The following is a 15754-nucleotide window of genomic DNA, read 5'->3' as shown; positions in this document are numbered from 1 at the left end:
CAAGCGTATAACGTTCGAACCGCATCCGGGGCTCAGTAGCTGTGGAGCGGCATGCGGCCGGTCAGCGGTGTCACGGCAAAATCGGTGCCGCCACGCGGCGACGGCCACAGCGCGATCTGGAAGCGCTGCTTGGCGGCACAGGCATTGACCGTCCACTCCTCGAAATGGCCGCCACGAGCGACGGCCGGCATGGTCGGCGCGACCGGCGCGTAGCCGCGCGGCATCACCTGCATGTGCGCCGAGAAGACGAAGGAGCAGCCGCCGGTCGCCCTGGAATAGGCCGAGATCTGGCGGAGCACGTCGACGGCAAGCTGCGGGCTGGCGAGCGTGCGCCCAGTGGTCTTGATCGGATAGGCGGCGGCCGGTTGGCTGGCCATCGCGGTCATGGCGGCAATCGCGCCAAGGATGATGCTGGGCTTCATGGTCGTTCTCCTTTTCGGGCCGCCGACGGGCGGCCTTTCGCGGCGTCCTGTGCCACACCTCTCAATTAAGCACTGATCAATTAACGTCAACTGAACAATGATCAATTGTGCTTCGGCCCGTCTCTTAGGCCGGGCGGTCCGTCTCAATGGAGGCTCCGCGCGGCCTTTGAGTGGCTCCGTCGTTCGCTTTCGGGAACGATCTGCGCCGGCCGCGCGTCGTGACAGCCATAAGGACGACACTGCGAGGAGAGCGACGATGGCCTTTTGCAGCCAATGCGGTTCCCAGCTTAGCGATGGCGCGCGCTTCTGCGCCAAATGCGGCGCATCCACGGAAGACGCGTCCGCCACGCCCCCGCCCGCCGCCGGCTATGCCCGGCCCGAGCCGCTCGCGCCGACGGTCGCGCCGGCGAACGGCGGYGCGCGGCTGATCCTGCCGATCGTGATCGTCCTCGCGGTGCTGGTGATCGGTTATCTGTTATGGAGCCAGCGCGAGGGCACGCGTCCGATCGCGGGCAACGAACAGCAACAGGCCGCCGCGTCGGGCGCGAGAGCGGACAGCGCGTCCGATCGCGGGCAAGAAGCGGCAGACGGTGCGGTGGCCGACAGCCCGGCCCAGCCGGAGCGCGCGGTCGACGCCGCGCGCCGCGACGCCGACCGGCTGACCACGCCGCCGCCCTTCACCCCCACCTTTACCACCGCGGCGGCGCTGGATTCCGCCTTTTTCAGCGATCCGCGCGGCGCCGCGCTGCGCTATGACGGTCCTGTCCGCGTCTCGGGCATCATCGCGACGATGGTCACGCCCGGCCCGACCCCGGCGCTGTCGCTCGAGGGGCGGTCGCGCTTCAACCACATGATCGTCAACTTCCCGCGAGGTTATCGCGAGCGCCTTGCTCCCCTGGCGAAGGGCATGGCGATCACGGTATCGTGCGGTGGCGTGCAAGCACTGGCCGGCACCACGATCCTCAACGATTGCGCGCTGGAACCCTGAGATCGCCCTTCGCTCCGGGCGGTTCGTTGGCATGCCATGACGCCTTTGTCATGCCGCCGTCACCGCCCGGGCGCTCGCTATGGCCTAGCGTCCTCAGCAGCCGACCAGATCGGCAGGAGGAATGTCATGATCCGCACGTCACTGTTCGCCATCGCCTCGCTCGCCCTGCTCTCCAGCACCCCCGCGCTCGCCGCGCCGTGCAAGGACGCGAAGGGCAAGTTCGTGAAATGCCCGACCGCGCATGCCGCCGCCGGCGGCGTGACGAAGGACGCCAAGGGCAAATGCCACTTCGCCTCCGGGCCGAAAAAGGGCCAGTTCACCAAGTGCTAGTGTCCTGAACCCAAAGTTCGTCTTATTATAAACCTGCCGTCATGCTGAAATCGTTTCAGCATCCAATGTGCAATAACCAATGCCATCGCTTGTGGAGCGTTGGATGTTGAAACGAGTTCAGCATGACGGAATCTAGATATTTATCGAACGACTTAAGTTCAGGGGCTAGGGCCAGTCCGCCGGCGTAGCGATGCTCGCCCCTCGCCATCACTTCTTCACCGCGCACCGCGCGATCGCGCGCTCGAGTCCCAGTCGGCTCGGCCCGCTCGCGCAATCGGGCGGGCTGGCGATGTGGAGCGTCATCACGCCCTTCTCCGCCGGCAGCGGCCTTGCGCCAGGCGCGAGCAACTGGCGCAGCACTGCCCGGCCTTCGGGCGTGTCGATATGGTTGCTATGGCCCAGCGGCCTGCCGGGAATGTCGGTCCCGTCGATCACGGTCAGCTCGCCCGGTGCGCCGCGCGGATCGGGATAGCAGCGCGGCTCGGCGATGAGCGGCCCCTTGCGCCGGCGCAGGCGGAAGGTGCAGCCGACATCGCCCGCGCGCGGATTGCCGTGCACGGCCCAGCTGCTGCGCAGCGGCAGGTCCTTGCCCGAGGCGAACAGGGCGACGCGCCGCCCCGGCCGCACCACGTCGGGCGCCATGTCGCGGTCGAACAGCTCCCGGTCGATATCGGGTGACGCGAGCACCAGGATCTTCACCCGCGCCGCGAGATCGGGCGCGCCGGGTTTCTGCGACAGCGACTGGAGATGGCGCAGCCCGTCGATCGCGATCTGGTTGCCCATCGAATGCGCCACCAGCACCAGCTCGGGTGCCTGCGCCGCGAGATCGGCCAGCACCGTATCGAAATAGGCCTGGGTCCAGCGCGCATTCTCCTCGTCCCAGGTATATTTCGCGATCGTATGCTGCGACGGCCAGAGGAACGCCACCACCGGCCCGTCGAAATGCGCCGCCATGGCGATCTGGTCGGCCTGCGACAGCGCCTCCGCCACGGTATTGTTGTACCCATGGACATAGAGCAGAATCCGACGCGGCGGCGCCTGGAGATCGCGCCGCAGCCTGTCATGCCAGGCCGCGTCGGCCGACAGCTTGAGATTGGGCAAGGTCGGCGTGCCCGGCGTGGCGAAACCATAGCGGATCGGCTCGATGGCCGGCGCGCCATAGGGGCGGAAGCTGCCCCGCTCGACCGACAGCGAAAGCGGCTGATCCGCCAGGCAGGCGGGCATGCCGGTGGCGACGAAATAGACTGGCCCCTGCGCGGTGGCGGGATCGGCGGTCTGGCCGGTGCAATCGCCCGCGACCGGGCCATAAGCGGGCGGCACGGTGATGCAGCCGGCCAGCGGCAGGGCGGCCAGGGCGAGCGCCAGGGTCAGGAGTCGTTTCATCATGGTGTCTTTCCCGCCCTACTACGCGCTGGCGCGCCGGATCGCATAGGCCGCCCGGGCCGCGTCCATGCGCGGCGTATTCACCATCACCCATTCGGCAAGCGCCCGGACCGGCACGAGAAACTCGCGGCCCAGATCGGTCAGCGCATATTCCACCTGGGGCGGCGTCACCGGCGTCACGGTCCGCGAGACGAAGCCATGTTCCTCCAGATCGCGCAGCGTCGAGGCGAGCATTTTCTGGCTGATCTCGCCGATCTCGCGCCGAAGCGCGTTGAACCGGCAAGGGCCTCTGCCCAGCACGCGCACGACCAGCATCGACCATTTGTCGCTGGTCCGCGCCAGCGTCCGGCTGATGTGCTCGCAGGCCGCGCCGTGTCCCGCATCGCAGACCAGGGCGGTTTCCGCCGGGTTAGCTGGTATCGCCAAGGTGCCTCCTTCTCAGTAACGATCACTCTACGTAATCAGGTTACCTCAGGAAACCACCTACTGCGAGGTACCATGACTGCCAAGCCCCGGATCGCCCTCATCATCGGTTCGACGCGCCCGACGCGCTTTGCCGAGACGCCCGCGCAGTGGATGCTCAAACAGGCCCAGGCGCGCGACGATATCGAGGTCGAGCTGATCGACCTTCGCGACCATCCCATGCCCTTTTTCGACGAAGCCATGTCCAACCTCTGGGCGCCGAGCCAGAACCGCGAAGCGGTGCGCTGGCAGGAGACGATCGGGCGCTATGACGGCTATATCTTCGTGGTCGCCGAATATAACCACTCGCTCACCGGCGTGCTCAAGAACGCGCTCGACCAGGCGTACAAGGAATGGAACCGCAAGCCCTTCACCGCGATCGGCTATGGCGGCACCGGCGCCACCCGCGCGGTAGAGCATCTGCGCGGCATCGGCGTCGAGCTGCAGATGGTCTCGACCAAAAGCGCCGTCCATATCGGCGGCGGCGACTTCATGGCGATCCACCCCTATTTCGGCAAACAGCCGATCGAGGCGATCGAGGCCAATCTGATCCCGTCCGCCACCGCCGCGCTCGACGAGCTGGCCTGGTGGGCCAGGGCGACGATGGCGGCGCGCGCGGCCGACGCCTGAGGAGCCGCCCCGGCTCTTCCCCGCCAGGAAGAGCCGGGGCCAGCCGACCTCAGAAGGCGGCGCTGATCGTGCCGAACACCTGGCGCGGCGCGGACGAGTGGAACACCAGGATGGTGCCGGTGGCATCGTCCGGCGCGAACACGCTGCTGTCGAAATTCGACGCATAGCGCTTGTCGGTCAGGTTGGTGACGTTGAGCGACACCTTCGCGCCCTTCAGCGGGCCATGGCTGCCGAAATCATAGCCGACGCCCAGATCGACAATGGTGTAGCCGGCAAAGCTCTGGTCGTTGGTATAGGTGTAATAGCGCCGGCCGGTGTACTTGCCCTGCACCGAGCCGAAGAAGCCGGCATATTTCACGCTGACCACGCTCGACAGCATTTCCTTGGGCGTATCGACCTGCTGCTTGCCCGCGGTCGCCTTGATCACGCAGGTAGTGGTGCACCAGTTGAGATCCTGGTCATAGGTCGACTTGTTGTACGAGGCCGAATTGTACCAGCTCAGCCACGGCGTGGGCTTCCACAGCACGCCAAGCTCCACGCCCTTGCTGGTGACGCTGCCGGCATTGTGGAAGGAATTGCCGCAGCCCGGATTCTGCTGCTGGTTGGTCGGGCAGGGGTTGTACTGCAGCAGGCGGTTCTCGAACTTCACATAATAGCCGGTCAGCGACGCCTGGAGCTGGCCGCTGACGAAGCGATAGCCGCCCTCGACGCTCTTCGAGGTTTCCGGCTTCAGCGTCTTGCCCTGCACGTCCCACACCGCCTGCGACACCGATTGCGGGCCGAGTTTGAAGCCGCCCTGGTACATCGCCATGTTTTCGGCATAGCTGGCGAACACCTCATGGCCCGGCGCGATCTTCCACCGCACGCCCACTTCGGGCAGGAAATTGTCCTTGGCGACCAGCGTGCCGCTGGCGAACTGGCTCGACGCCGGCGGCGCCGCCTTGGCGATGCCGCGCATCGCCTCGGCATCCGACTTGGCATAGGTGCTCTTGAACCCGAAATCGACGCTCAGCGCGTCGTCGAACAGCCTGACCGTGTCCTGGACGTAGAATTGCTCGGTCTTCCAGGTGGTGCGCTGCACCCATTGCGCGGTATCCGGCTGGCCCTGCAGGAACTTCGCCAGGCTGAACGGCCCGGTGACGTTGGTCCAGATATAGCGCGCGGCGCTGCTGACATTGTCCTCCACCCAGAAACCGGCCTCGAGCTGGTTGAAGCCGAGCTGCCAGCTCAGGCTGCCGATCGCGCCGGTACGGTCGATGGTGTAGCGCGTATCGCGGATCTGCACCGGCACGTCGTCCGCGGTCGAAGTCGTGCCCTGAGTGGACCAGCCCGTGATGAAGTTATTGCCGGCGCCCTTGTCGGTGTGGTGATAGATCTGCCCGCGCACGCTCAGGTTCCTGGTCAGCCTGAAATCGCCGGCGATGTAATAGAGATTGTCGTTGCGCAGGATCTGGCCGTTGGTGAAGGTGACGTCGGCGCGCTTTTCGGGCAGCGTCGAATCCACGCATTTGGTCGGCGCGGTCGGCGCCGTTACCGAGCAATAGGCGCGGTCGACATAGGCCTGCCAGTTCGGCGCATAGCCGCCCCAGTCCCAGCCGAGCCGACCGAGCATGTCCTTCGACAGATAGGCGTCGTCCGCCTGGTTGGTGCGCGACAGATCGACAAAGGCCGTGATCGTGCCGCCGTCGAACGCATATTTCAGCTTGGTGTTGAGCTGCTTGCCGGTCGACTTGTTATAGGCGCCCTGGTTCACGAACAGCTTCTGCTCGCTATACTGGCCGGAGAGATAGGCCGAGAAGCCGCCATGCTCGCCGGTGTCGACACGCACATAGGCGCGCCGGCTGTCCTCGCTGCCGATGGTGCCGTTGGCCGCGATGCCCATCTCCTTGTGCGGATCGCTGCTGAAATAGGTCAGCGCGCCGCCGAGATTGCTGGTCGAGGGGATGGCGAGGCCGGCGATGCCGGTCGCCAGATCGGCGCGGCCGAGATTCTCCGAGATCAGCGCGCGGCTGATGGTGAGGCCGTTGTAATTATTATAGGCGCCATCGCCGAGCGGCATGCCGTCCAGCGTGTAGCCGAGATGCGTGGTGTTGAAGCCGCGCACCTGCAGCGACAGCGACTGTTCGTTGACGCCGAGCGCGTCGATCGACTGAGCGCTCACGCCGGGCAGGAAGTTCAGCGCCTTCTGCACGCTGGTGCCCGGCGGCAGCACGTCGAGATTCGAGGGCAGCAGGGTGAGGACCGATCGCGTCGCGCCGCTGCCGACGACGACGATGTCCTCGGGCTCGCCGCTGTCCACGGCGACGGCATCCGGGCCGACAGCGGCCGTCTGGACCTGAGCCGTCTGGGCCTGCGCGGCGGCCGGCACGAGCGCGGCCAGCGCGGCCGAGGCCATCAGAACGGCATAAGCGTGGCCGCGGCGCAGCCGGCGGCGCGAAAGTTCGATCATGATCATTCCCCATCTCACGGCCAGAGGGGCCGCCCGCCCGCGCAGCTAGGCGGCGCGCGCGACACTATCGTTACGGGCGAGTGACGTTTTCGTGACGGCGCGCGATGCGAGGGGTGTGTTGCTGAAGGGCAACGACCCGGCGCGGTGCCGCTGCGGGATGGCGCGACGCCGTTCCCGGCGATTGACCGGCACCGCCATCATGGGCGAGTGACGCAAGCGCGCCGGATAGCGTCCACCGACTCCGAAAGGCCATGCTCCATGAACGGCACTATCGCCTCATGTGCGTCCCTGGCGATGATGCCGGTCATGGCGCGGGCGGAGGTGGCGTTGGCGTGAACGCGGGGCAAGCGCGACCCGCAAGATTCGCCCGCCATGTCCGGCGGGCTGTCGCTGCCCTGGCCGCGCTGGTGCTGCTGGCGCTGATCGCCTGGGTCCTGGTCTTGCCGACGCCGCGGTTTGCGAAGCCCGGTGGGCCTTATGCGATCGGCAGCCGCATTTATTATTGGACCGATCCGTCCCGACCCGAGCCCTTCACCGCCGATCGCGGCGATCATCGCCGCGTGGTGGCGCAAATCTGGTATCCGGCTTCCGGACCGGGAAAGGTRCAGCGCTATATCGACCGGCGCGAAGTCCTCGACGCGATCGCGGGCCGGTACCGGCTCCCGCCCTGGCTTCTCGGGAGGCTGAAGGACGCGCCTACGCATGCCGGCCAGGATGCCCGCCCGGACGGACGGCGGCATCCGGTGCTGATCAATCCGACGGGGTTGTCGGGGTTCAGGGCAGCAAGCCTGTTCTGGATCGAGGAGCTCGTGTCCTACGGCTATGTCGTGGTCACCCTGGATCAGCCGGGCACGGCCGCGGCAACGATCCTCCCCGACGGCGCGACGGTGCCGCTGGTCGCGGACTTCGCGGCGTTCAACCGGTACATGCCCCTGGCGCTGTCGCGGCAAGGCGATCGCGGGCTTGCGATGAATGGCGTCGCCTTGCCAGGCGGGATCATCCCTTTCCTCGCGCAGGATCTCAGCTTCGTCCTCGACCGGCTCGGCAGGCTCGATCGGGAAGACCCCGTTGTCGCGAACGCGCTGGACCTGACGCATGTCGGCGCCTTCGGCATGTCGCTTGGCGGCTATATCGTTCCCGAGGCATGCCTGCGCGACGCCCGATTCCAGGCGTGCGTGGCCGTCGATGCGGGGAAAAGCGCCGCCGTTGCGCGGGACGGGCTGCAACAGCCCCTGATGATCATCAGCCGGGACGCACAGGTCATGCGGGAGGAACGCAGCCGGGCGGGCGGATGGCCCGAAGCTGAAATCGCCCACACCATCGCCAGCCAGCGGGCACTCTTCGAGCGGAACCGCGGCGATGCCTATTATGCGACCATGAACGGCATGTACCATCTGAACTGGACGGACGCGCCGCTCTGGTCGCCGCTCGTTCGGCTGGCGGGGCTTGCCGGCCCGATCGATCCGCGTGTCGGATATGAGATGACCAACGCTTGCACGCGCCTGTTTTTCGATCAGTATCTGCGCTCGGACCGCAGCGCCCGGGTCTGTGGAAAGTTCGTCGGCCAGCCATCGCTGCGACTGGAATTTCACGCGCGGTCATAAACTGCCCTGCGCGTTTCCGGACAGGCATTGCGATCCAGGGCCGCCGTCAGGGCTCGACAGGACCGGCCGACCTTTCGCTCTCCCGACTCACATCCGTCGCGCTGGCGTTCGGGCTGGAGCTTGCCACCCCTGGACGATGCGGCCCTCCGTTCCCGCCGATATATCGATAATCGATATTATCGATTGACGATAAGGCGACTCGGCATTATTGATTATCGATATCGAGCGTATCGATGTTCGATAGGAGGAGGCACTCGATAAACCGAAATGCCATTGCCCGATCCGACCTTGCGGCGACTGCCGCCGCCTGACCGTAACCCTCAAGGATACAGACCATGTCCCGCATCTTTTCCGATCCGCTTCTGTCGATTACCCAGAAGCTTCTCCGGGTGCTTTCCGTCCTGTTGTTCTTCCTCGCCGGCCTGGTTCTGGCGATCGCCCTGATCGGCCTGATCTTCGGCGTCCATACCAGCCCTTATGCAACGACATCTCCTGGCGGGGACGATTCGCCGCTGCTGTTCCTGGCGATAGCGGCACCGCTGGCCATCTATGGATGGTTCCTGCTGACGCTCGAGAAGATCGTCGGCTCCGTGAAGGCCGGGTCACCGTTCGTCGCGGTCAACGCCGACCGGCTGGCGCGGATGGGCTGGATCGCGCTTCTGCTGAAACTGGTCTCGCTGGCCGAATCCGGCCTGATGCCCGCCATGCCCTACGCCCTCCGCTTCGCCTCGCGTCTTTCCGGTCCCGATGTGCTGGTGATCCTGGTGCTGTTCATCCTGGCGCGGGTGTTCCGCCAGGGGGCGGCGATGCATGCCGATCTGGAAGGAACCATATGATGGCGGAAGCAGGCGACCGCATCAGGGTCGATCTCGACGACCTGCTGTACCAGCACCGGATGACGCTGACCGAACTCAGCAACCGCATCGGATTGACGCTGGCCAATCTGTCGATCCTCAAGACCGGCAAGGCCAAGGCGATCCGCTTCTCGACGCTCGAAGCGATCTGCCGCGAGCTGAAATGCCAGCCCGGCGACCTGCTCCGCTACGATCCGGAGTGAGCCGTGCGGAGCTCAAACCTTGAAGCAATGGTCGCGGTGCCATTGCAGAAAATGCGGATGCGGACGATCGGCCGGGCGCAGCGGCGGCAGGGCATGGCCGCTCCTGTTGATCATCGCGGTCACGCCGTCGGGATCGTTGATCTGGCGGGAGACGAGGATCTTCAAATCATCGTCCAGGCTGATCAGCCCACGATCGAACATCCAGTGGACGGTGCCGGACAAGGCCAGGCCGTTGGTGACGATGTCCGGCCCGCTCGCCTCGACCGGCCGGATATGTGCCGCCTGCACTTCGGCCCGGCCGCCGCCGTTGATCAGCTTCAGCCCGGTGATGGCGCAGCGCTCGTCATAAGCGCGCAGCACGACGCGGCGAAAGATGCGATCCCGCACGATGCGCGAGCCATAATAGCCGATGCGATCGCGTTCCTGCTCGAACGGGAAAGGCGCCCGCTCCTCCTGCAGGAGATTGGGGGCGAGCGCAGGATCGTCGTCGCGCGGCAGCAGCGTGTCGTCCCCGCCAAGGCCAAGCTCGATGATGCGGTTGAAGTCCGCGGCAGAGATCGGCCGGACCGCCGATTGCGCCCGGCCGGAGATGGCGCCGGCATCGTTCAGCAAGCCGTGCTCGACCGGATCGCCGGGGCTGCCGAACGGCACGGGGTTGGGGAAATCGAGATAACTGCCCGGCTCGATCACCGCAATGAACATGTTCGGCGTGCCGGGGTCGGGAATGATCCGCCGGACCTTGGCGACGGCGAAATAGCCGCGCGTGCCGCGCACCTTGCGGGGTTCGTAATAGAGGATCCAGTTGCCCTCTGTTTGCCTGGCACGGGTGAGATAGGGGCGGGGAAATTGGTAGCGCTCGGCGGGGCTATCTTCGTAGATCGAGTCTGCGCGGTGGATGAAGACGCCGAAGGCCATGGGAGGGTCATAGCTGGGAATTTGGGGGACCCAAAGGGCGATGATGGGGGTGTTTGAGACTGATACAGGAACGGGGCCAGCTATGCGCCGGTTGCGGACATTTCCAAGATCCAAATCGCTCGCCGAACCTCAAGCTATTGCGATTGAAAGCATTTGATTGCCGTGAAGAGATGATGCAACGGGACAGCCCTAAAGGGGAGGCTGTATGCGTAAGGCGAATTTGTGGGTTGGCTGTTGCATCCTCCTCGCAAGCTGCGGCGGTGGCGGCGGCAGCACGGGTGGGTCTGGAACCGTCACGCCTGCGCCAAGCCCTACCCCTACTCCTACTCCGTCGCCGACGGTGACGCCCAAACTTACCTACCTATATTCCTTCGGATCGAACACGCCTGACGGCTATCAACCGAACGGCCCCATGCTGCAGGCGAGCGACGGCAATTTCTACGGAACTGCCAATGGGGGACCGAACAGCTGCCGGCCGGGTGCCACAATTCAATGTGGAGTCATCTTCAAGATCACGCCCGATGGCCAGGAATCGATCCTCTACGCCTTTGGGAGCAGGCCCAACGACGGTTACACACCTTACGCGCCGCTAATCCAGGGAAGCGATGGCGCCATTTACGGAACTACCGCCAATGGCGGGGCGTATGGCGGCGGCGGGACGGTGTTCAGAATAACCCTGGGCGGTCAATACAGCATATTATATTCTTTCGGCGCGACCCCGGCGGACGGCATTGTGCCGAACCGCGTGATCCAGGCCAGTGACGGTAATTTCTACGGCACGACCTCCTCTGGCGGTGCTAACCATTGCAACCAAATTCCGCAGAGCGGCGGCAATTGCGGTACTGTGTTCAAGCTGACGCCGGGCGGTGTGGAAACCGTGCTCTATTCATTCGGAGGATCGGCGTCTGACGGCGTGCAGCCCGGTGGTTTGACTCAGGGGAGCGACGGCAACTTCTACGGCACGACGCAAAATGGCGGCGCCAATAGCTGCAGTACGACAGGTGAAACGCACGATTGCGGGACCGTGTTTAAGGTCACTCCCGGCGGTGCAGAAACAATCCTCTACTCCTTCGGGAATGGATATAGTTCCGGCTTCCTGACCCCGGATGGAATAGCGCCCGGCGGTGATCTGGTGCAGGGCAGCGACGGCGCATTTTACGGCACTACCGTGTCGGGCGGCCAGGGCCGCTGCGGGGGATTTTTCGGCTGCGGGACGGTGTTCCGGATTACCCCTGCAGGCGCCCTAACTGTCATCTACGCCTTCTCCGTCAATTCGCGGGCGGACGGCAGTGGTCCCTTTGGCCTCATCATTGGGCCTGACGGAAGCTTCTATGGCACCACATCCTCAGGCGGGAGTTTTTCGTGCGACTCTTGCGGGACGGCTTATCGCCTGACGCGGTCGGGCGTGCTCACGACGCTATATTCTTTCGGCCCGGTAAATCAGGCGCCAAACGACCCCAGTGCCGGTCTTGTGATGGGCAGGGATGGTGCTCTTTATGGTACAACGCGATCAGGCGTTGTTGGGTCAACCGGCGGCGGAACAGTGTATAAGTTGACGCTATAGTAACGAGAATATCCGGACTGCCGCAATGGTGCTTCAACGCACGGCGGTAGTAGATTTGGATCTAGGAAGGCGGGATCGATCTGCCGTAGTCAGTCCAGTAATCGACGAAGGTCGCCGCAATGCCGGGGGGCTTAAACAACGGCAAAATTCGCTGCCGAATCCCTTGGATCGAAGCGTCGGGCGGGGCATCGAGCCCCGCTCGACGCTGCCCCACCCCTTGCCCCTCCCCTGAAGAGGAGGGGTTAAGATAAAAAACGGCGCAGGGGTTACCCCCGCGCCGCTCTCTCAATCAGCCTCCCGGCCGGATCAGTGCTTCTTTTTCTTCTTCTTCCCCGCATCCGCGCTCTCGTCCGGCGCCGGGGTCGCCGTATCGGCTGACGGGTCGCTCGGCGGCGGGGTGGTGGTGGCGCTGTCCGGGGCCGGTGCCGGCGTCGTCGCATCAGGTGCGGGCGCGGGCTGAGTCTGCGGCACCGGGTCCGTCGGGGGGATGGGCGTGGTCGTCGGCGGGGTGCCCGGTGGGGTCTGTTGCTGGGCGGTGGCGGGCAGGGCGATGGCGAGTGCCGCGCCGGCGATGGCCGTGCTCAAGATCCTGATATTCATGGTCTATCCTCTCGGGTAATGATGCCCCTGTGCCGATGGACATGGCGCAGCGCGGCGGTCGTTTCGACCCTGACTCGACGGACCGAGCCAGTCGCGGGGCGTGCGGAAATCACCGGATCGGTTCGTCCCGCGCGGCGGTTCGGCTCGTCGTACCCGATCCCTCAACGCCAACCCCTCAACGGATATCGCGGTACAGGTCGTACGAGTCATCGCGCAGGTCGCGGTAGAGATCCTCCTCCCATTCCGGCCGGCGCACGCGGCGATCGTGCCGTGCTTCCTCCCAGGTATCGACCTTCATCGAGCGGAAATTGGCCAGGCACACCGCGTCGCCGGCATCGGGCGAGCGGCCGAGCAGCGCCTTCATCTCGTCCTTGGAGCGCACCAGGATGCCGCGCGCCGTCGCGCTCCAGTGATAGGCGGCGAGATCGGCGCGCAGCGATGGATCGTCGGGCAGCGCGATCGGCTCGGCCCCTTGCGGGTCGAGCGCCTCGCGCAGGCGCCACACCATCTCCGCGCGGACATTGACGAATTTCAGCCGGCCGTCGGCGGTGCCGTGCCCGCTCGCCGAGGCAGCGTTGACCGCGATCGTCTGCACCCCGTTCTCGGTCAGGAAATTGGCGGTGGTCAGGCCCCATCCGATCACGTCGACATGCACCACCGCGCGGTCGCGGCGGTGGCGGATGACATGGCCGGCGGTGATCGGACCGCCCGCATCCTGCGGAATCTCGCGGCCGGGCACGCGGATCAGCGGCGCGAACCAGCTGCCGTGGCGGCAGGAAATGACGAACGCGTCGCGCCCGCCCACCGCCACGTCGACGCCCATCGACTCCATCGGCGGCAGCCAGTCGCGCGGGGTCCAGCGCGCCATCGCGGCGTCGATCCAGGCGGTGGGGATGACCTGCCAGTCGTCATCCTCCACCCCGGCGGTGAAATCGCCGGTCAGCATCTGCGACCGCAGCGGCTCGGGCATCGCCTGCAGCGTGTCGACATAGCCGGTGCGCATGTAGAAATGATTGTCGGTCACCCGGCTCGGCACGAAGGTGCGCGAGCGCGGCGTGACGATCTTTTCCGCGCCGAAATCCGCCGGGTCGAAATCGTAAAGCGGCTCGCCCTTGAAGATCACGAACGGGTCGGCGCGCGGCATCTCCCGGTCGTGCCCGCGCAGGGTGGTGAACCAGCGCAGCTCGCCGGGCTCGGCCGGATGGGGGTGTTTCGGGTCGAGCCAGGGCGCGAAGAAATCGAGCACCCAGCGCCCCTCCGCATTGGTCGGCGGGTTGAACGTCATCACCACGCGGGCGCGCTGGGCCGGGTCGCTGGTGCGCGCCCAGCCCATGGTGAAGCGCACCTGCGCCTCGCGCATCTCGGTCGCTTCGTCATAGGCGATCAGGTCGTGCGGGCGGCCCTGCCATTTGTGATGATCCTGCGGGCCGTCGAGCCCGCCGAATTCGATCAGCCTGTCGCCGGCGCCATCGGGCAGGCGCCACGCGCTGCGGCTCTGGTTGAAGCCAATCGTCGATCCCAGTATCTCGCCGATGCGCTGGATGATGCCGCCGGTCTGTGCCTTTTGCCGGCGCAGGATCAGCGAGCGGCGATGGCGGGTGAGCGCCAGGCCGGCGACCAGATCCGACTTGCCGCCGCCCGCCGCGCCGCCATAGCCGGTCACGTCCGCTTCGCTCTCCAGCGCCTGGGCCTGGGCGCCGGGTTGCGGGCGCCACGGCTCGGCCAGGCGGTCGCTCGCGGTGAGCCCCAATATCTCCGCGCGCTCGCTGGGGGTGGCGCGGCGCAGCAGCGCGTCGAGCCGGGCGGGATCGGTCTCGGTCATGCATCATCCTCCGGTGCGATATCGTCATGCTCGATGATCGATGCGTCGTCCCAGCCCGGGGCGTCCGCACCATCGCCGTCGATTGACTCCCCGGCGGAATCGCGCGCGGCGATGGTGGCGAGGATCGAGGAAAGCCGCACCGCGATCGCGGTCGTGTCGACGGCGGCGGCGGCGGCGGCGGCACCCGGGGCCGGCACCCCGGCCCTGGCGCCCGTGCTCCCGATCGCCGTCAGCCCGGCCATCCCGCCGATCCGGCCGTCCATCCCGCCGAAGCGCAGGGGGTACCAGCGCGCCAGGATGCGCATGCGCGTCTCGATGCGCAGGCGCGATCGCGCGACATTTTCCGGATTGCGCTGGGGCGGCGCGTCCGCCTTCGCGTCCTTGCGCTCCAGCCAGTCGTTGCGGCTGTCGTCGGCGATCTCGATCATCTCGTCGACCAGCGCGTCGAAGCCCAGCGCCCGCGCCCGCGCCATGCGCGCAGCGAACGCATCGTCCTCCATCCAGCGGTACACGGTGCTGAAGCGGATCTTCTGGTCGCGGCACAGCTCGCGCAGGGTGATGCCGCGGGAAATCCCGTCGATGATGGTGTCTTCGATGGCGGGGGTGCGACGTCTCATCGCGCCGGATTAGGGCAGGGCGGTGCTGAGTTGAATCGACGGGGATGGCGACTGTCGACAGCGGGCCAGGCCGCTCCCGCGCAGATGACTTACTGGCTTGGGAACAATTTCATCAACAGGCCGATCGCGGCGAACAGCATCAGCTGGCAGAGATAGGAGAAAACGAAGGTTGCGGCAAATTCCAGGATGAGATGCTGATTCCCGATAACTCTGGGATCGGCGACATGAAGGTCGTTATCCCCGGTGCGATACAACATGAAGGTCGTCAGGCCCGCCAAAATCAGAGATAATGGAAGCGCAAGGAGCGACGATCTTGAAATTATCCGAAACATCCCCCGACTCCTGTTCCTGCCTCTTTCTCCACCCGCCTTGAATCCGAATCACGTCCGTCGACGGAAACGTTGCCCGTCGGATCCACGCCTCGTTCTTGTAGATGATTTACGCCCCTGCGCCATAGGCGCAGAGCTTTTGCCACCGTTGTTGTTGAATATCGTGGCGAGATTGTCCGCGATGCGACTGGCATTCTATCGTCATGCGAGCATCTTTCGCGATGATGGACGAATAGGCGACGATGCGAGAGCGATGAGCTAGTCGCCTCGCCTCGTCCCACCACGGATAAGCGCCGGATAACGTTTCTCCATATAATCGTCGTCCAGGAACAGACCGTTGTATTTCTTTAATTACGGTTAATTACTAATTACGGTAATTACGGTGACAGTGCACTTTTAGCGACCTTCCGCCCGCGCCTTGCCGGTGCAAGCGTCCGGCCGCTTTCCCGCTCCAGCGCGGCAAGGAACGCAGCATCGCCCACCGGACGGCCGATCGTCTCGGCTTTCCGCAGTCTGGCAATCTGCTCCTCCTCTTCTCCGGCCGAAAGCAAGGCGCGGAAGTCGGGCTGGCGCTCCAGCACC

Annotated in this window: 17 protein-coding genes; 8 read left to right on the top strand and 9 right to left on the bottom strand. The window is 65.5% G+C overall.

Annotation, left to right across the window (positions count from 1 at the left end; genetic code table 11):
* Nucleotides 1-32: 32 nt before the first annotated feature.
* Nucleotides 33-422, bottom strand: a complete 390-nt coding sequence (locus tag AC1DX5_RS08930; RefSeq protein ID WP_465170541.1) for a hypothetical protein — start codon at nucleotides 420-422, stop codon at nucleotides 33-35.
* A gap of 256 nt (nucleotides 423-678) precedes the next feature.
* Here AC1DX5_RS08930 and AC1DX5_RS08925 point away from each other — a divergent pair, with 256 nt between their 5' ends.
* On the top strand, nucleotides 679-1410 hold the full coding sequence (locus AC1DX5_RS08925; RefSeq protein ID WP_478014924.1) for a zinc-ribbon domain-containing protein: 732 nt from the start codon (nucleotides 679-681) through the stop codon (nucleotides 1408-1410).
* A 126-nt stretch (nucleotides 1411-1536) separates the two neighbouring features.
* Nucleotides 1537-1740 carry a hypothetical protein gene (locus tag AC1DX5_RS08920; RefSeq protein ID WP_465170539.1) on the top strand — a complete coding sequence of 68 codons (204 nt, stop codon included), beginning with the start codon at nucleotides 1537-1539 and terminating at the stop codon, nucleotides 1738-1740.
* Nucleotides 1741-1947: 207 nt separating this feature from the next.
* Here AC1DX5_RS08920 and AC1DX5_RS08915 read toward each other — a convergent pair whose 3' ends face one another.
* Nucleotides 1948-3126 (bottom strand): alpha/beta hydrolase, encoded by a 1179-nt coding sequence (locus AC1DX5_RS08915; protein ID WP_478014922.1) that lies wholly within the window; start codon nucleotides 3124-3126, stop codon nucleotides 1948-1950.
* Between the two features lie 18 nt (nucleotides 3127-3144).
* The gene (locus AC1DX5_RS08910; protein WP_478014921.1) at nucleotides 3145-3549 is read right to left on the bottom strand and encodes a winged helix-turn-helix transcriptional regulator; all 405 of its coding nucleotides are present in this window, start codon (nucleotides 3547-3549) and stop codon (nucleotides 3145-3147) included.
* A 72-nt stretch (nucleotides 3550-3621) separates the two neighbouring features.
* Between AC1DX5_RS08910 and AC1DX5_RS08905 the strand changes: the two genes are divergently transcribed.
* Nucleotides 3622-4215, top strand: a complete 594-nt coding sequence (locus AC1DX5_RS08905) for an NADPH-dependent FMN reductase (protein WP_478014919.1) — start codon at nucleotides 3622-3624, stop codon at nucleotides 4213-4215.
* A 49-nt stretch (nucleotides 4216-4264) separates the two neighbouring features.
* Here the strand turns inward: AC1DX5_RS08905 and AC1DX5_RS08900 are convergent, their stop codons facing one another.
* Complete coding sequence (locus AC1DX5_RS08900) at nucleotides 4265-6664, bottom strand: TonB-dependent receptor (RefSeq protein WP_478014917.1); 2400 nt, start codon at nucleotides 6662-6664, stop codon at nucleotides 4265-4267.
* A 332-nt stretch (nucleotides 6665-6996) separates the two neighbouring features.
* Here AC1DX5_RS08900 and AC1DX5_RS08895 point away from each other — a divergent pair, with 332 nt between their 5' ends.
* The 3 genes from AC1DX5_RS08895 to AC1DX5_RS08885 all read left to right on the top strand — a co-directional run bounded on the left by AC1DX5_RS08895 (nucleotide 6997) and on the right by AC1DX5_RS08885 (nucleotide 9325).
* On the top strand, nucleotides 6997-8268 hold the full coding sequence (locus tag AC1DX5_RS08895) for an alpha/beta hydrolase family protein (RefSeq protein ID WP_478014915.1): 1272 nt from the start codon (nucleotides 6997-6999) through the stop codon (nucleotides 8266-8268).
* Nucleotides 8269-8603: 335 nt separating this feature from the next.
* Nucleotides 8604-9104, top strand: a complete 501-nt coding sequence (locus tag AC1DX5_RS08890) for a hypothetical protein (protein ID WP_465170533.1) — start codon at nucleotides 8604-8606, stop codon at nucleotides 9102-9104.
* A complete protein-coding gene (locus AC1DX5_RS08885; protein WP_478014913.1) occupies nucleotides 9101-9325 on the top strand; it encodes a helix-turn-helix domain-containing protein in 225 nt (74 codons plus the stop codon). The genes AC1DX5_RS08890 and AC1DX5_RS08885 overlap by 4 nt, the downstream gene beginning before the upstream one ends.
* Before the next feature lie 12 nt (nucleotides 9326-9337).
* Here the strand turns inward: AC1DX5_RS08885 and AC1DX5_RS08880 are convergent, their stop codons facing one another.
* Nucleotides 9338-10240, bottom strand: coding sequence for an HNH endonuclease (locus tag AC1DX5_RS08880; protein WP_478014912.1), 903 nt, complete (start codon nucleotides 10238-10240; stop codon nucleotides 9338-9340).
* Between the two features lie 205 nt (nucleotides 10241-10445).
* Here AC1DX5_RS08880 and AC1DX5_RS08875 point away from each other — a divergent pair, with 205 nt between their 5' ends.
* On the top strand, nucleotides 10446-11804 hold the full coding sequence (locus tag AC1DX5_RS08875; RefSeq protein WP_465170530.1) for a choice-of-anchor tandem repeat GloVer-containing protein: 1359 nt from the start codon (nucleotides 10446-10448) through the stop codon (nucleotides 11802-11804).
* Nucleotides 11805-12110: 306 nt separating this feature from the next.
* Here the strand turns inward: AC1DX5_RS08875 and AC1DX5_RS08870 are convergent, their stop codons facing one another.
* The 3 genes from AC1DX5_RS08870 to AC1DX5_RS08860 all read right to left on the bottom strand — a co-directional run bounded on the left by AC1DX5_RS08870 (nucleotide 12111) and on the right by AC1DX5_RS08860 (nucleotide 14843).
* Nucleotides 12111-12404 carry a hypothetical protein gene (locus AC1DX5_RS08870; protein WP_465174732.1) on the bottom strand — a complete coding sequence of 98 codons (294 nt, stop codon included), beginning with the start codon at nucleotides 12402-12404 and terminating at the stop codon, nucleotides 12111-12113.
* Between the two features lie 175 nt (nucleotides 12405-12579).
* The gene (locus tag AC1DX5_RS08865) at nucleotides 12580-14226 is read right to left on the bottom strand and encodes a terminase (protein WP_478014910.1); all 1647 of its coding nucleotides are present in this window, start codon (nucleotides 14224-14226) and stop codon (nucleotides 12580-12582) included.
* Complete coding sequence (locus AC1DX5_RS08860) at nucleotides 14223-14843, bottom strand: terminase small subunit-like protein (protein ID WP_478014908.1); 621 nt, start codon at nucleotides 14841-14843, stop codon at nucleotides 14223-14225. Before AC1DX5_RS08860 ends, AC1DX5_RS08865 begins: the two co-directional genes overlap by 4 nt.
* A 44-nt stretch (nucleotides 14844-14887) precedes the next feature.
* Between AC1DX5_RS08860 and AC1DX5_RS08855 the strand changes: the two genes are divergently transcribed.
* Nucleotides 14888-15133, top strand: coding sequence for a hypothetical protein (locus AC1DX5_RS08855; protein ID WP_478014906.1), 246 nt, complete (start codon nucleotides 14888-14890; stop codon nucleotides 15131-15133).
* 416 nt (nucleotides 15134-15549) lie between these two features.
* Here the strand turns inward: AC1DX5_RS08855 and AC1DX5_RS08850 are convergent.
* The coding region (locus AC1DX5_RS08850; protein WP_478014904.1) for a hypothetical protein at nucleotides 15550-15754 on the bottom strand (205 nt) is incomplete at its 5' end.

The sequence above is a fragment of the Sphingomonas sp. P2_B6 genome (assembly GCF_056404755.1).
This window is presented reverse-complemented; position numbering and strand designations above follow the sequence as displayed.